Genomic DNA, 14528 nt, shown 5'->3' with positions numbered 1-14528 from the left:
CGCGGGACGCCGGGGCGGTCATGGGTGCCGCCCCGGCGGGTACGCCGACCTGCCGGCGAGTGTCCCGACCGGGGGACTAGCCTGGGCCGACGCGAAGAGTTACGTGACGGAGCGTGACAGGTCAGGCGACAAGGGCGTGCCGGGCGGGCCCGCGGTGCGGGGCGATGGTGCGGCCGTCGGGGAGCAGTTCACCGGTGTCCTCGAAGACGATGACACCGTTGCAGAGCAGGCTCCAGCCCTGCTCAGGGAAGCAGGCGATGACCCGGGCGGCCTCCCGGTCGGTCGCCTCGGCGGAGGGGCAGGTGGGTTGGTGCTGGCACATCGGGTTCTCCGGACTGTGGGGGCACTGTGTCATGGTTCACATGACCAGTGACGCACAGTACCAAGCGAAAGTGGCCAACATCGAGCAGATGTGCGCGTGGTCGACGGGAAATCCACTGAACGGACGAGGCGGATTGGGCCGGACGGCGTGGAAACGCTCCCAAGCGAGAGGCTGATCGATGTGCCGGCGGCGCCCGCCGGCTGCCGCCGTACGCTGGTCGAACGCGCCCGGTGGGAGTGGCGGCCCGCCGACGGCGGCGACCCGGCCGCCCGCGCCGAGGAGTTCCTCGCCGCCCACGGCGTGCCGCTGCACGACCTGGCCCGCCCGGCCGCCCGGCACGACCCGACCGGGGCGTGCGGGGCCGCGCTCTACGTCTCCGCCGCCGCCGGCGCGCTGCTGGCCGGCGGCCCGCCCGGCGCCGCCAACCCGGCCGACCTGCCGGAGGTCGCCGTGGTCGTCTACGGCCACACCCCGACGCCGCCGGCGCCCGCGCCGCCGCCGGCCGGCTGGTGGCTCGGCGACTGGGCGGAGAGCTGGACGCCCGGCCAGCACGCCGACGCGGTGCGCGCCGTGCGCGCGGCCATCGGTCGCGGCGACGTCTACCAGGTCAACGTGGTCGGCCACGCCGCCGCCCGGTACGCCGGCGACCCGCTGCCGGCGCTGGCCCGCCTCGGCGCGCTGCCCGGCGCCCGCTACGGCGGCACCCTCGCCGGCGCCGGCTGGGCGATCGGCTGCGCCTCCCCGGAGACCCTGGTCGAGCTGGCCGACGGCCGGCTGGTCACCCGCCCGATCAAGGGCACCCGCCCGGCCACCGCCGCCGGCCGCGCCGAACTGCTCGCCTCGGCCAAGGAACGCGCCGAACACGTGATGATCGTCGACCTGGAACGCAACGACCTGGCCCGGGTCGCCCGCACCGGCACCGTCCGGGTGGACGAGCTGTTCGCCGTGCGCCGCTGGTGCGACCTGTGGCAGGCCGAGTCCACCGTCTCCGCGGCGGTGGCCGACGGGCTCGGCCTGGCCGACCTGCTGCGCGCGGTCTGCCCCGGCGGGTCGGTCACCGGCGCGCCGAAGCTCGCCGCGCTGGACCGGATCGCCGCCCTGGAGCCGGTCGGCCGGGGCGCCAGCATGGGCGCGCTCGGCTGGGTCGCGCCGGGCCGGATCGACCTGGGGCTGACCATCCGCACCGCCGCCGCCGACGGCGACCGGGTGCACGTCTGGGCCGGCGGCGGCATCACCTGGGACAGCGACCCGGACGCCGAGGTCGCCGAGGCGGCCGCCAAGACCGCCCCCGTCCGCGCCACCCTCGCCGCCCGCTGACCCCCTTCCCTGTCGGTGCCCCCCGGTACGGTGGCCGCCGGGTCGCCATTCGCGTTGATCATGAGGTTGGCGGGGTGGAATGTCCGTTCCCGCACGGCCAACCTCATGATCAACGGAGGGTGTCGAGGGTGCGGTTGTGGGTGAGGAGGTCGGGGTGGGGGCAGGAGATCGGGTGGCGGAGTTGGTGGTGGCCGACGCCGCTGCGTGGCAGGAGTGGCTGGCCGCGCACCACGACAACGTGGCGGCGGTGTGGCTGGTGCTCGCCCGGCAGGGCACGACGCGACCGACCAGCCTCAGCTACGACCAGGCGCTCGAGGAGGCGCTCTGCCACGGCTGGATCGACGGCCAGGCCGGGCGCCGCGACGAGCACACCTACCGGATACGGTTCACCCCGCGGCGGGCCCGCAGCCCGTGGTCGGCGCGCAACGTCGACCTCGCCACCCGGCTGATCGACGAAGGGCGGATGCGTCCGGCCGGGATGGCCGAGGTCGAGCGCGCCCGGGCCGACGGCCGGTGGGACGCGGCCTACCCGGGGCAGGCCAGCGCCCAGGTGCCCGACGACCTGGCCGCCGCGCTGGCCGCGCAGCCCCGGGCACGGGCGATGTTCGACATCCTCACCGCCCAGAACCGGTACGCCGTCCTGTACCGGGTCGGCAGCGCCAAGCGCGCCGACACCCGGGCCCGGCGGATCGCCCAGTTCGTCGACATGCTCGCCCGCGGCGAGACGATCCACCCGCAGCGGCGCACCCTCGACGACTGAGACCCGCCCGCGGTCCCGCGCCCGTCCGGCCGGCACGGGCGCCGCGCGGGTCTCAGTCCACCGGAGGCCGGGGCGCCGAGCACCCGGGTGTGCGGCGTTCAGCGGCGGTCGGCGAACCCGTCCAGCGCGGCCAGCACCCGGGCGCCGATGCCGTGGCCGGCGCCGTGCCCGGCGGCGTCCAGCAGCTCCAGGCGGGCGTCCGGCCACGCCTGCGCCAGCCGCCAGGGGATCTCGGGCGGGCTGCTGACGTCGAGCCGGCCGTGCAGCAGCACCCCGGGGATGCCGGCGAGCCGGCCCGCCTCGCCCAGCAGCTGGCCGTCGGGCAGGAAGGCGGCGTGCCGCCAGTAGTGGGTGACCAGCCGCGCGAAGGCCATCCGGAACACCGGGTCGGCGTAGCGGGGGTCGGGGCGGTGGCCGGGGACGGTGCCGACGTGGGTGTCCTCCCAGGCGCACCAGTCCCGGGCGGCCCGCTCGCGCACCGCCGGGTCCGCGTCGGCCAGCAGCCGGGCGTACGCGTCGGCGAGGTCGCCGTCGCGGTCGGCCGGGGGCACCCCGTCGCGGAAGCGGACCCACTCGGCCGGGAAGATCCGCCCCATCTCCCGGGTGATCCACTCGACCTCCCGGCGGCTGGTGGTGACCACGCTGAACAGCACCAGCTCGCTGACCCGCTCCGGGTGGCGCTGGGCGTAGGCCAGGCCGAGGGTGGAGCCCCAGGACGCGCCGAGCACCAGCCAGCGGTCCACGCCCAGGTGCGCGCGCAGCCGCTCGATGTCGGCGATCAGGTGGTCGGTGGTGTTGACGGACAGGTCGACCGCCGGGTCGGCGGCGTGCGGGCGGCTGCGGCCGCAGCCACGCTGGTCGAACAGGACCACCCGGTAGCGGGCCGGGTCGAAGTAGCGCCGCCAGCCCGGCGTGGCGCCGGAGCCGGGGCCGCCGTGCAGCACCACCGCCGGCTTGCCCTCCGGGTTGCCGCAGGTCTCCCAGTACACGAGCTGGCCGTCGCCCACGTCGAGCAGCCCGTGCGCGTACGGCTCCACCGCTTCGTACATCCCGTCCTCCCTCAGATACAACAGCGCTGTTACATTAGCGGGGTGACGGAACTGCCGGACCGGGAGGCGGTGGGGACGCTGCTGCGGCACGTCCTGGAGGTGCTCGACGGCGACGTGGCCGCCGTCTACGCCGAGCGGGGCCTGGCCGACTACCGGCCCCGGTTCTCCCCGCCGCTGCGGGTGCTGGTCGCCGACGGGCCGCTGCCCATCCGGGACCTGGCCCGCCGGGTCGGGGTCACCCACTCGGCGGCCAGCCAGACCGTGGCGCAGATGGCCCGGGCCGGCCTGGTCGAGCTGGCCCCCGGCGCGGACGCCCGGCACCGGATCGTGCACCTGACCGACCGGGCCCGCGAGCTGCTGCCGGTCATCGAGGCCGAGTGGGCGGCCACCACCGCTGCGCTGCGCGACCTGGACGCCGAACTGCCGGTGCCACTGGCCGACCTGCTGCGCGCGGTGCTCGCCGCGGTGGACCGCCGGCCCCTGCGCCGGCGCATCGCCGACGCCGGCCTGCCCCCACCGCGCTGACCTGCGTCGACCGGGCCTGCGGCGCCGGCCGCCCGATGCCCGACCTGGCCGGCCGCCACCGACGCCGGGGACGACCGCGGGGGCGCCACCGGCGTCGGTGGCACCCCCACGGCGGCCGGTCAGCGGCTCAGCCGCCGGTAGCGGCGCACCGACAGCGGCAGGAACACCGCGATCAGCAGCAACGGCCAGACCACGGCGAGGGCGACGGCGTGCTGCGCGGCGAACGACTCACCGCCCCAGCCGGGATTGCCGAACAGTTCCCGGCCGGCCGCCACCGTCGCCGACAGCGGGTTCCACTCGGCCAGCGCGGCCAGCCAGCCCGGCATCGTCTCCGGCGGCACGTACGCGTTGGAGGTGAACCCGACCGGCCAGACCAGGATCTGCAACGCCACCACCGACTCGGGCCGGCGCAGCAGCAGCGCCAGGTAGATGCCGACCCAGATCAGCGCGACCCGCAGCAGCAGGAGCAGCCCGACCGCGGCCAGCGCGGGGGCGAGGCCGTTGCGCCACTGCCAGCCGACCAGCCAGCCGCAGCCGAGCATCACCGCCAGGCCGGCGGCGGAGTGCAGCAGGTCGGCGGCGGCCCGGCCGGTCACCACCGCCGACGGGGCCATCGGCAGCGACCGGAACCGGTCGGTGACCCCGCGGGCGGTGTCGGTGGCCACCGCCGCGTAGGTGGCCTCGATGCCGAAGGCCATCGTCATGGCGAACAGGCCGGGCAGCAGGAACTCGCGGTAGTCGCCGCCGCCGGGCACCGACATCGCCCCGCCGAACAGGTAGCCGAACATCAGCACCAGCAGCACGGGGAAGAGCAGCCCGACGACCAGCTGCCCGGGTTGGCGGGCCCAGTGCCGCAGCGCCCGGCCGGTGAGCACGGCGCTGTCGGTGACCGCCCAGCGCAGCCGGTGCGGGGCGAGGGTGAGGCTGCTCATACGGTCACCTTCCGGGTGGTCGAGGTGTCGGTGAGGCGCAGGAACACCTCGTCGAGGGTGGGGCGGCGCACGGCCACGTCGGCGACGCCGACGCCGTCCAGCGCGCGCAGCACGGCGGCCAGCGCGGCTACCCGGTCGCCGACCGGGACGCTGATCCGCAGCGCGGCCGGGTCGACGCTCGGGGTGGCGCAGGTGGCGGCGGCGACCAGGGCGGCGGCCCGGTCGAGGTCGGCGGCGCGGTCGCACACCACGTCGAGCCGGTCGCCGCCGAGGTCGTTCTTGAGCTGGTCGGGGGTGCCGGCGGCGACCACCCGGCCGCCGTCGATCACCCGGATGCTGTCGGCGAGCTGGTCGGCCTCCTCCAGGTACTGGGTGGTCAGCAGCACGGTGGTGCCCTCGGCGACGAGGTCGCGTACGGCGTCCCACACCTCGCTGCGCCCGCGCGGGTCGAGCCCGGTGGTGGGCTCGTCGAGGAAGAGCACGCCGGGGGCGAGGACCAGGCTGGCGGCCAGGTCGAGCCGGCGGCGCATGCCACCGGAGTAGCCGGAGACCGGCCGGGTGCCGGTGTCGGCCAGGCCGAAGCGGTCGAGCAGTTCGTCGGCGCGGGCCCGGGCGGCGCGCGCCGGCAGGTGGTGCAGCCGGCCGAAGAGGACGAGGTTCTGCCGGCCGCTGAGCACCTCGTCGACCGCGGCGTGCTGCCCGACCAGGCCGATCGCGGCGCGCACCCGGTCGGGGTGGCGCGCCACGTCGTGCCCGGCGACCCGGGCCCGGCCGGCGTCGGGTCGCAGCAGGGTGGTGAGGATCCGCACCGCGGTGGTCTTGCCCGCCCCGTTGGGGCCGAGCAGGGCGCAGACCTGCCCGGCCGGCACCGCCAGGTCCAGCCCGGCCAGGGCCTCGGTGTCGCCGTACCGCTTGCGCAGCCCGTCGGCCTCGATGGCCGGTGTGTCGATGTGCATCAGCGCTCCCGTCTCCCGAATCGGCGCGCCGTACAGCGTACCGTACGACGTACGGTACAGGCGACGGTAAAGTGCCGGGGGTGACGACGGAGTACAGCGGCACCGGCGACCCGGCCCGCAGCCTCGCCCTGCTGTGGCGCACCCGGGAACGGGTCAGCCGCAAGGGGCGGCCCGACCTGAGCGTCGACCGGATCGTCCGGGCCGCGATCGAGGTCGCCGACACCGAGGGGCTCGCCGCGCTGTCCATGCGCCGGGTCGCCGAGCGCCTCGGGGTGGGCACCATGAGCCTCTACACGTACGTGCCGGGCAAGGGCGAACTGCTCGACGTCATGCTCGACACCGTCTACGGCGAGACCGCCCGCCCCGAGGACGTGCCCGGCGGGTGGCGGGGCCGGCTCGAACAGATCGCCCGGGAGACCCGGGCGCTGTACCTGCGCCACCCCTGGCTGCTGCAGGTCGCCACCACCCGCCCACCGCTGGGCCCCAACGTGATCGCCCGCTACGAGTACGAGCTGCGCGCCGTCGACGGCATCGGCCTGACCGACCTGGAGATGGACGCCGTGGTCACGCTGATCTCCGGGTTCGTGCACGGCGCGGTACGCGGCGCGGTGGAGGCCGCCCAGGCCGCCGAGCGCACCGGGATGACCGAGGACCAGTGGTGGCAGGCGCACGCCCCGTACCTGGAGAAGGCGATGGACCCGCGCCGCTTCCCGGTCGCCGCGCGGGTCGGCGCCGCCGCCGGCGAGGAGTACCAGGCCGCCGGCGACCCGGCGCGCGCCTTCGAGTTCGGGCTGCACCGCATCCTCGACGGCATCGAGGTGCTGATCCGCGACCGCCCGGGCGGTGGCGCCCCGCCGGCCGCCGGATAATCTTGCCGGCATGACGATGCGGCCCATCCGGATCATCGGCGACCCGGTGCTGCGCACCCCGTGCGAGCCGGTGACCAGCTTCGACGCCGAACTGCGCGCCCTGGTCAGCGACCTGATGGACACCCTGCTCGGCGCGCCCGGACGCGCCGGCGTGGCGGCCAACCAGATCGGGGTCAGCGCCCAGGTGTTCGTCTACGACGCCGACGGCCACCGCGGCCACCTGGTCAACCCGACCCTGGAGCTGTCCGAGGAAACCCAGGACGACGACGAGGGCTGCCTGTCCATCCCCGGGCTCTACTTCCCGACCCGGCGGGCGCTGCACGCCACCGCGCACGGTTTCGACCAGCACGGCGAGCCGCTGACCATCTCCGGGAGCGGGTTCCTGGCCCGCGCCCTGCAACACGAGACCGACCACCTGACCGGCCGGCTCTACGTCGACACCCTGCGCGGTGACGTCCGCCGCCGGGCGCTGCGGGAGATCCGCGCCGGCCAGTTCGACTCGCCCACCCGGCGCGGCTGACCCGCGTCCGGTGACGGGTGCGGGGGCGGCCAGCCGACCGCCCCCGCGGCCGGTCACTTCGGCGGAGGCGCCACCAGGCACACCGCTGTCGAGGTGTTGCCGGCGTCGTCGACACCGGTGATGACCGCGTCACCGCGCAACGTCACCTTGTAGTCGATGTCGCCGGTGCCGTCCTTGACCCGCGAATGCGCGCCCGGCGCCTGCACCAGCTTGATCTTCGTGCCGGCCGGGAACGGGCCGAACCGCACCGTCGGGTCCGCGGCGTCGCCGATGAACACCTCCACCGCGGTGTCCACGATGTCGGTGGAGGTCAGCTGGTAGAAGCCGTCCGGGTTGTCCGAGCCGGGGGTGTTGTCGCCGCCGGGGTTGTTGGTCGGCACGCACCCCGTCGCCGGCGCGGTGGTGTCGACCACCCGCATCACCGCGGTGTCGCTGCCGGTGTTGCCGGCCGCGTCGGTGGCGGTGCAGGTGACAGTGGTGGCGCCGAGCGGGAACGTGGCCCCCGGCGGCGGCGCGCAGGTCGGGGTCAGCGGCCCGTCGACGTTGTCGGTGGCCGAGGCCGGGTAGTCGATCACCGCGCCGGCCGGGCTGGTCGCCTCCACCGTACGGTCGTCGACGACCACCACCGGCGGGGTGACGTCGTTGACCCGCACGGCGATCCGCTGGGTGAACGCCGGCCCGCCGGAGAGGCCGTTGAGCAGGAACTGCACCGTGCAGTGCAGCACCGCGCCCTGGGCGGCGTCGGCCGCCACCGTGACGGTCTCCGCGAACGGCACGTCGGTGCCGGACTGCTGGGTCCGCGACGGCGCGTCGAAGCCCACCGACAGCCCCGGGTCGCAGCCGGTCACCGTCGGGGTGACCGTGACGTCGAGGTCGCGCAGGCCGGCGAGGATCGCCGCGGTCACCGTGTCGGGGGAGCTGCCCACCAGCTGGCCGCCGGTGGCCGCGACCAGCGCGCTGGCCTGCCCGGTGGCGTCCAGGCCGCCACCGCCGCCGGAGACGTTCACCGCCAGCAGCCGGGCCTCGTCGGCCTGCAACGCCGCGGCCGCCTGCGCGGCGGTGCGCCCGTTGCTCGGGTCGTGGCTGGGCGCGTCTCCGATCAGCACCACGATCCGGCTGCTGCCCGTCCGGTAACCGATCGCCCCTTCGGAGACCTCTACCAGGGCGTTCACCCACGCCTCCGGGGTGTCCCCGCCGCCGCCGGCGGCGAGCCCGTCCACCGCGTCCTGCAGCGCGGTGGCGTCGTCGGTGAGGTCCTGCCGGACCCGGAACAGTTCGGCGCCGTCGCCGGTGTCGCGGTAGGAGGCCACCGCGAAGTGCGCGCCGGGCTGCGCCGTGCGCACGTCGGTGATGACCTGTTGCAGGTTGGTGCGGACGTTGGCGATCGCCCCGCCCATGCTGCCGGTCGTGTCGACCAGCAGCACCACGTCGGGCTTCGGCGGGATCGGCGGGGTGGAGACCACCTTCGCCACCGGGATCGACGTGCCCGGGTCGGCGTCGCGGTCGACGGTTGCCGGGCTCACCCCGGGCGCGGCCAGCGCGGGGGTCGCCAACCCGGTCACCGCGGCCGTCACACCGGCCGCCACGATCACCCAGCGTGATCGTCGCCGCGGTCCTGCTGCTGTTGCCATGCGTTGCTCCCTCAGCTCCGCCGCGCCCGGATCGCGCGGCCTCTGCCGCCCGACGCTAGGGCTGCCGCCGGCTTCCGCCGGTCCGACACAAGCCCAGGTCAGCGTCGGGTTTCCGACCTCGCATCAGCGCCGGACGTGCCGCCGGAGAGGGTTTCGCGTCACGGTTGGGCCGGTCGTCCGGTCCGCACCGCCGGCCGGCCCGCCCGCCCCGACCGGACGGTCCGTCATCGACCGACAACGGTTGGTCAGGACAGCCGGGCGGTCAGCGTGTACTCGCCGTAGTCGGCGACGCGGGTGAAGCCGAGCCGGTCGTAGAGCCGCAGCGCGGCCGTGTTGTCGGCCTTGACGTTCAACGTGACGTGATCGACCTGGCCGCGCAGCCGCCCGCACAGGGCGGCCACCGCCGCCCCGGCCAGGCCCCGGCCGCGGACCAGCGGATGGGTGGTGACGTTGCCCAGCGCCGCGACCCGGTAGGCGGGGGAGTACACGTGCACCCCGGCCACCGCCACCAGCTCGTCGCCGTCGCGCACCCCCACATGCTGGCCGGTGTCCAGCATCCGCGGGTCGAACCAGTTGCCCGGGTAGGCGGCCGCGTAGAGCCGGCGCAGCGCCGGCAGGTCACCGGCGTGCAGCACCACCCCGGCCGGGGTCACCGTGGTCAGCCGGGCCGGGTCGGTCAGCGCCATCTTGTGGTGCCCGCCGGCCGCGCCGAGGGTGAACCCGCCGGCCAGCGCCGGCTCTAGACCGGGGGACAGGTGCGCGTACAGCCGGGCCGGCAGCACCGGCGCCAGCTCGCGCAGCAGCGCCGCCAGCGCCGGCACCCGGGCCGGCGCGGCGAACGCCAGCAGGGTGGGCGGGTCGGCGCCGTGGTACAGCAACGCCACCTCGTCGCCGCGGCGGAACCACGAGGTGTACGGCCAGAAGAAGTCGTCCAGGTCGCCCAACTGGTAGGCGTGCAGCACCGGATCCCGGCCCAGCAGTCGCGCCAGGACGGCCCGGTCGTGTTCCGCGCGCACCGGCACCCGCCGATGATCACACACCGGGTGCCGGGGCCCGCCGGCCGGTCAGCCGGCCAGCCACTGGTCGTAGCCGAGCTTGCCGACCAGCGCCAGCACCACCACCAGCAGCACCAGCCGCACGAACCCGGCGCCGCGGCGCAACGCCATCCGCGCCCCCAGCACCGCCCCGGCGATGTTGCACACCGCCATGCCCGCGCCCAGCAGCCACCACACGTGCCCGGTCGCCGCGAACACCACCAGCGCGCCCAGGTTCGTGCCGGCGTTGACCACCTTCGCCATCGCCGAGCCGTGCACGAAGTCCGCGCCGATCAGCGCGGTGAACGCCAGCACCAGGAACGTGCCGGTGCCCGGGCCGATCAGCCCGTCGTACAGGGCGATGCCCACGCCGGCCACCGCCACCGCCGCCACCACCCGCTTCGGGGTGCGCCGCTGCGGTGCCGCCACCACCCCGAGCCGGGGCCGCAGCAACACGAACACCGCCACCGACACCAGCACCACCAGCACCACCGGCCGGTACGCCGACCCCGGCACGCTGCCGGCCAGCGCCGCGCCCAGCCCGGCGCAGAGCACCGCCAACCCGGCCGCCGGCCCGGCCACCGCCCAGTCGAGCTTGGTACGCCGCGCGTACGTCACCGCCGCGGTCGTGGTCCCCGCGATCGCCGCCAGCTTGTTCGTGCCCAGCGCGGTGGCCACCGGCACCCCCGGCGCCCCCACCAGCAGCGCCGGCAACAGCAGCAGACCGCCGCCGCCCACCACCGCGTCGACCCAGCCGGCCATGGCGGCCGCGGCGAGCAGGGTGGTCAGCGATACGGGGTCCACGGGCCGCCATTCTTCCCACCGGCACCCCGGCGACGAGACCGTCTGTGGCCAGCCTCACCAGCACCGACACCCCGCCCGACGCGGCGCGAACCGGCCGGCCGACATCGGGGCGGGAGAGAGCACCTCAGCGGCCGCGCCGGCGGCGCAGCCAGACACCCACCGCGCCGACCGCCACGAACACCAGCGCCGAACACAGCAACACCCTGAGCACCGGGCAACTGTGCCACGGCATCGTAGGGTGCAAACGTGCGCCTGGCCACGTTCAACCTGCTGCACGGCCGTTCCCTCACCGACGGCCTGGTCGACCCCGACCGCCTCACCGCCGCCGTCACCGCCCTGGACGCCGACATCCTCGCCCTGCAGGAGGTCGACCGCGACCAGAGCCGCAGCGGCAAACTCGACCTCACCGCCATCGCCGCCCGCGCCCTCGACGCCCCCGAACACCGCTTCGCCGCCGCCGTCGTCGGCACCCCCGGCGAGACGTTCCGCCCCCTCACCCACGACGACGACGGGCACGGCGAACCCTGCTACGGCATCGGACTGGTCAGCCGCCACCCGGTACGCGGCTGGCGGGTCACCCGGCTGCGCCCCGCGCCGGTCCGCTCACCGGTCTACGTCCCCGGCCCCGGCGGTGGGCTCGTCCTGCTCCACGACGAACCCCGCGTGCTGCTCGCCGCGATCCTCGACACCCCCCACGGCCCGCTCACCGTCGCCGCCACCCACCTGTCCTTCGTCCCCGGCTGGAACGCCCACCAGCTGCGCCAGGTCGTCCGCGCCCTGCGCACCCTGCCCGCCCCCCGCATCCTGCTCGGCGACCTGAACCTGCCCGCCTGGGCCGCCCGCCTCGTCTCCGGCTGGCGACCCCTGGGCCGCCGCCCCACCTACCCCGCCGGGCAACCCCGGGTGCAACTCGACCACGTCCTCGCCGACCGGCAGGGCATCGACCAGCTACCACCGGTCACCGGCGTGCACACCCCACTGTCCACCATCTCCGACCACCGCCCCCTGCTGGTCGACCTCGGCTGAACCGGTCAGCGGCAACTCGGGCACGACCCCTTACCACAAGAATTCCTCAAGCTCATTGCGTCAGTGATCCATGCCGATCATGCTGGTCCAAACCGCGTCACGGTCAACCAGTCCTCGCCATGGAGGCCACGTGAGACGCCGAAACATCCTCATCGCACTGTCCACGCTCCTCGCCGTCAGCCTCGTCGCCACCCCGGCCAGCGCCCGACAGCAGGACACCCCCGCACCCCACCAGGTCACCGACCTCACCGTCGACCAGGCCGACGGATACGCCACCCTCGCCTGGCAGCCGGTCCCCGACGCCACCGACTACCAGATCGAACGCACCGCCGTCGACGCCACCGACACCCCCACCGGCCCGCCCACCATCGTCGGCATCTGGCGCCCCAACCGGCAGATCAACCAGACCTCACCCACCTTCGCCGACGCCGGCTTCCACCCCGGCGACCGGTTCCGCTGGCGGGTCCGCGCCCGCATCGGCACCACCGAACAGCCCTGGTCCGAGCCCGTCGCCGGCACCACCACCGCACCCTGGGGCAACCCCGACACCCCCGGCGAACAGCTGCGCACCCAGTGGGAGACCACCCGCGCCGCCCAGTACACCAGCGACACCGACGAGTACGCCTACACCGCCGCCATCGACCAACTCAGCGACCGGGTCCGCGTCGTCGAGATCGGCCGCACCGTCCGCGACCGGCCGATCAACATGTTCGTCATCGGATACCCGACCCCACCGGCCACCCCGGCCGCCGTCGCCGCCACCGCACCGGTCGCCATCAACTGCAACGTCCACGGCAACGAACCCGGCGACCGCGAAGCCTGCCTCATCATGGCCCGGCAACTCGCCTTCAGCACCGACCAGCGCGTCACCGACCTGCTCAGCCACACCACCGTCCTGATCGTGCCCACCATCAACGGTGACGGCCGCGCCGCCAACACCCGCGGCAACTCCACCGGCCAGGACCTCAACCGCGACTACTCGCTCATCCGCCAACCCGAGACCGCCGCGTACGTCGCCATGATCCGCGACTACCGGCCCGTCGCCGGCTACGACGGCCACGAGTACGGCAACTCCCGCGCCGGCGACCTGCCCATGCTGCCGCCCCGCCACCAGAACGTCGCCCAGTCCATCTTCGACGAGTCCCAGGACATGATCGAAGGGCACATGTACCGCGAGGGCGCCCAGGCCGGCTGGTGGGCCTGCCCCTACGGCTGCGAAGGCGGCGGCAACGTCGGCCTCAGCGAGGAAACCATCCTGCGCAACACCCTCGGCCTGAAGAACGTCGTCAACAGCCTGCTCGAACTGCGCAGCTCCGGCGGCCAGACCCGACCCGACGAGGGCAACACCGCCAACAACCGGCGCCGCAAGACCTACTCGGCGCTGTGGACGTTCCACCAGTTCCTCGACTACCACCGCGCCCAACTGGCCGACATCACCACCGCCCGCGCCCAGGCCATCACCGGCCAGGCCGCCAACACCGGCCGGCTGGTCTTCCGCGGCTCCCGACCCATCCCCGCCCACCCGGCACCGCACCCCGGCGACAGCCCACCACCGCTGGACGCCCCCCGACCCGACCTCATCCTCGACAACCCACCGTGCGCCTACCGGCTCACCGAGGAGCAGTACCACGGCGCCCGCACCGACGGACCCGGCGGCACCGGCACCACCGTCGCCCAACGCCTCGCCGCCCACGGCTGGAAGGTCGTCAAGACCGGCGACAGCTACTACGTACCCCTCAACCAACCCGAACGCGGCCTCATCCCGCTGCTGCTCGACGCCCAGGGCGTGGAGAACCTCACCGACGGCGAACGCGTCTACCCGACCCTCACCGGCAAGCGAACCGGACCACTGACCGTCACCGGCTTCGCCTGCCTGGCCGGCGCCACCGTCACCGGCCCGGTCACCGTCCGCCCCGGCGCCACCCTCGTCGCCACCGGCAGCACCATCACCGGCCCGGTCACCGCCACCGGCGCCGCCGGCGTCCTGCTCGCCGACAGCACCGTCACCGGCCCCGTCCGGATCACCGGCACCACCGACGCGATCTCCCTGATCGACGTCACCGTCACCGGCCCGGTCGACCTGGCCCGCAACACCACCGGCGCCGACACGCCGCTGCTCGCCGGCACCACCACACCCCGTGGAGGCCGCCGTGCCGCACCCCCGCACCGCACCCGCCCTCGCCGCCGCGGCCCTGCTGCTCGCCGCCACCGCCTGCACCGCCGACGACAGCGCCCGCCCCGCACCGGCCCCGGCCACCGCCGTCGCGGTCACCGGCCCGCTCTGCGCCGCCCTACCCACCGGCAGCGAACCCGGCAACCCCACCTTCCTCGCCGGCCAACCCGCCGAGGCGGCCCTGACCTGGATGCCCACCCTCACCACCTTCGAGGCGGCGCTACGCACCAGCGGCGCCCTCACCGGCCTCGACACCACCGGCGGGATCACCATCCTCGCGCCCACCGACGACGCCTTCGCCGCCAAGTTCTCCGACGACACCTGGGACACCCTGATGACCCGGGACCACCAGAAACTGCGCACCCTCGTCACCGCGCACCTCATCGCCGGCGCCCACACCGTCGACGAACTCGCCGCCGCCGGCACCACCCGCACCCTCGACGGCACCACCCTCACCGTCACCCGCACCGGCCCGACCACCCGCTTCGGCGGCAAGGCCGACGCCGTCTGCGCCGACTACCAGGCCACCCGCGCCCGCATCCACATCGTCGACACCGTCCTCGGCCCCCTGCCCACCACCGCCGACGGCACCGGCCACCGCGCCCACTGA

14 protein-coding genes and 1 pseudogene are annotated in these 14528 nt (G+C 75.1%); 8 read left to right on the top strand and 7 right to left on the bottom strand.

Annotated features, from left to right (window positions below; genetic code table 11):
• Window positions 1–121 precede the first annotated feature (121 nt).
• Complete coding sequence (locus SM577_RS23910; RefSeq protein WP_088993863.1) at window positions 122–322, bottom strand: DUF5999 family protein; 201 nt, start codon at window positions 320–322, stop codon at window positions 122–124.
• A 96-nt stretch (window positions 323–418) separates the two neighbouring features.
• On the opposite strand from SM577_RS23910, the gene SM577_RS23905 reads away from it, so the two are divergent.
• Both SM577_RS23905 and SM577_RS23900 read left to right on the top strand, forming a co-directional pair.
• Window positions 419–1639 (top strand): chorismate-binding protein, encoded by a 1221-nt coding sequence (locus SM577_RS23905; protein WP_474588017.1) that lies wholly within the window; start codon window positions 419–421, stop codon window positions 1637–1639.
• A gap of 172 nt (window positions 1640–1811) precedes the next feature.
• Window positions 1812–2399: a YdeI/OmpD-associated family protein gene (locus SM577_RS23900; protein ID WP_474588016.1), complete on the top strand. Its 588-nt coding sequence runs from the start codon at window positions 1812–1814 to the stop codon at window positions 2397–2399.
• A gap of 98 nt (window positions 2400–2497) precedes the next feature.
• Here the strand turns inward: SM577_RS23900 and pip are convergent, their stop codons facing one another.
• A complete protein-coding gene (pip, locus tag SM577_RS23895) occupies window positions 2498–3448 on the bottom strand; it encodes a prolyl aminopeptidase (protein ID WP_474588015.1) in 951 nt (316 codons plus the stop codon).
• 42 nt (window positions 3449–3490) lie between these two features.
• Here pip and SM577_RS23890 point away from each other — a divergent pair, with 42 nt between their 5' ends.
• Complete coding sequence (locus SM577_RS23890) at window positions 3491–3973, top strand: MarR family winged helix-turn-helix transcriptional regulator (protein WP_302922609.1); 483 nt, start codon at window positions 3491–3493, stop codon at window positions 3971–3973.
• A gap of 119 nt (window positions 3974–4092) precedes the next feature.
• Here SM577_RS23890 and SM577_RS23885 read toward each other — a convergent pair whose 3' ends face one another.
• Window positions 4093–4905, bottom strand: coding sequence for an ABC transporter permease (locus SM577_RS23885; protein WP_302922610.1), 813 nt, complete (start codon window positions 4903–4905; stop codon window positions 4093–4095).
• Entirely contained in the window at window positions 4902–5861 is a 960-nt protein-coding gene (locus tag SM577_RS23880; protein WP_302922611.1) for an ATP-binding cassette domain-containing protein, read from the bottom strand. Before SM577_RS23880 ends, SM577_RS23885 begins: the two co-directional genes overlap by 4 nt.
• Before the next feature lie 80 nt (window positions 5862–5941).
• Here SM577_RS23880 and SM577_RS23875 point away from each other — a divergent pair, with 80 nt between their 5' ends.
• A complete protein-coding gene (locus SM577_RS23875; RefSeq protein WP_302922612.1) occupies window positions 5942–6730 on the top strand; it encodes a TetR/AcrR family transcriptional regulator in 789 nt (262 codons plus the stop codon).
• 10 nt (window positions 6731–6740) lie between these two features.
• Entirely contained in the window at window positions 6741–7250 is a 510-nt protein-coding gene (def, locus tag SM577_RS23870; RefSeq protein ID WP_302922613.1) for a peptide deformylase, read from the top strand.
• Window positions 7251–7303: 53 nt separating this feature from the next.
• Here def and SM577_RS23865 read toward each other — a convergent pair whose 3' ends face one another.
• The 3 genes from SM577_RS23865 to SM577_RS23855 form a co-directional block, all read right to left on the bottom strand.
• The gene (locus tag SM577_RS23865; protein ID WP_474588014.1) at window positions 7304–8881 is read right to left on the bottom strand and encodes a VWA domain-containing protein; all 1578 of its coding nucleotides are present in this window, start codon (window positions 8879–8881) and stop codon (window positions 7304–7306) included.
• A gap of 245 nt (window positions 8882–9126) precedes the next feature.
• Complete coding sequence (locus SM577_RS23860) at window positions 9127–9903, bottom strand: GNAT family N-acetyltransferase (protein ID WP_474588013.1); 777 nt, start codon at window positions 9901–9903, stop codon at window positions 9127–9129.
• Window positions 9904–9945: 42 nt separating this feature from the next.
• Window positions 9946–10719, bottom strand: coding sequence for a sulfite exporter TauE/SafE family protein (locus tag SM577_RS23855; RefSeq protein WP_302922616.1), 774 nt, complete (start codon window positions 10717–10719; stop codon window positions 9946–9948).
• A gap of 246 nt (window positions 10720–10965) precedes the next feature.
• Between SM577_RS23855 and SM577_RS23850 the strand changes: the two genes are divergently transcribed.
• The 3 genes and pseudogenes from SM577_RS23850 to SM577_RS23840 all read left to right on the top strand — a co-directional run bounded on the left by SM577_RS23850 (window position 10966) and on the right by SM577_RS23840 (window position 14528).
• The gene (locus tag SM577_RS23850) at window positions 10966–11745 is read left to right on the top strand and encodes an endonuclease/exonuclease/phosphatase family protein (RefSeq protein ID WP_302922617.1); all 780 of its coding nucleotides are present in this window, start codon (window positions 10966–10968) and stop codon (window positions 11743–11745) included.
• 70 nt (window positions 11746–11815) lie between these two features.
• Window positions 11816–12670 (top strand): annotated as a pseudogene (locus SM577_RS23845) (M14 family zinc carboxypeptidase); the annotation flags it as partial.
• Window positions 12671–14108: 1438 nt separating this feature from the next.
• A complete protein-coding gene (locus SM577_RS23840; RefSeq protein ID WP_474588030.1) occupies window positions 14109–14528 on the top strand; it encodes a fasciclin domain-containing protein in 420 nt (139 codons plus the stop codon).

The organism is Micromonospora desertarenae (assembly GCF_056150265.1).
Note: the sequence above shows the minus strand (reverse complement) of the source record. Positions and strands in the feature narration are given on the sequence as shown.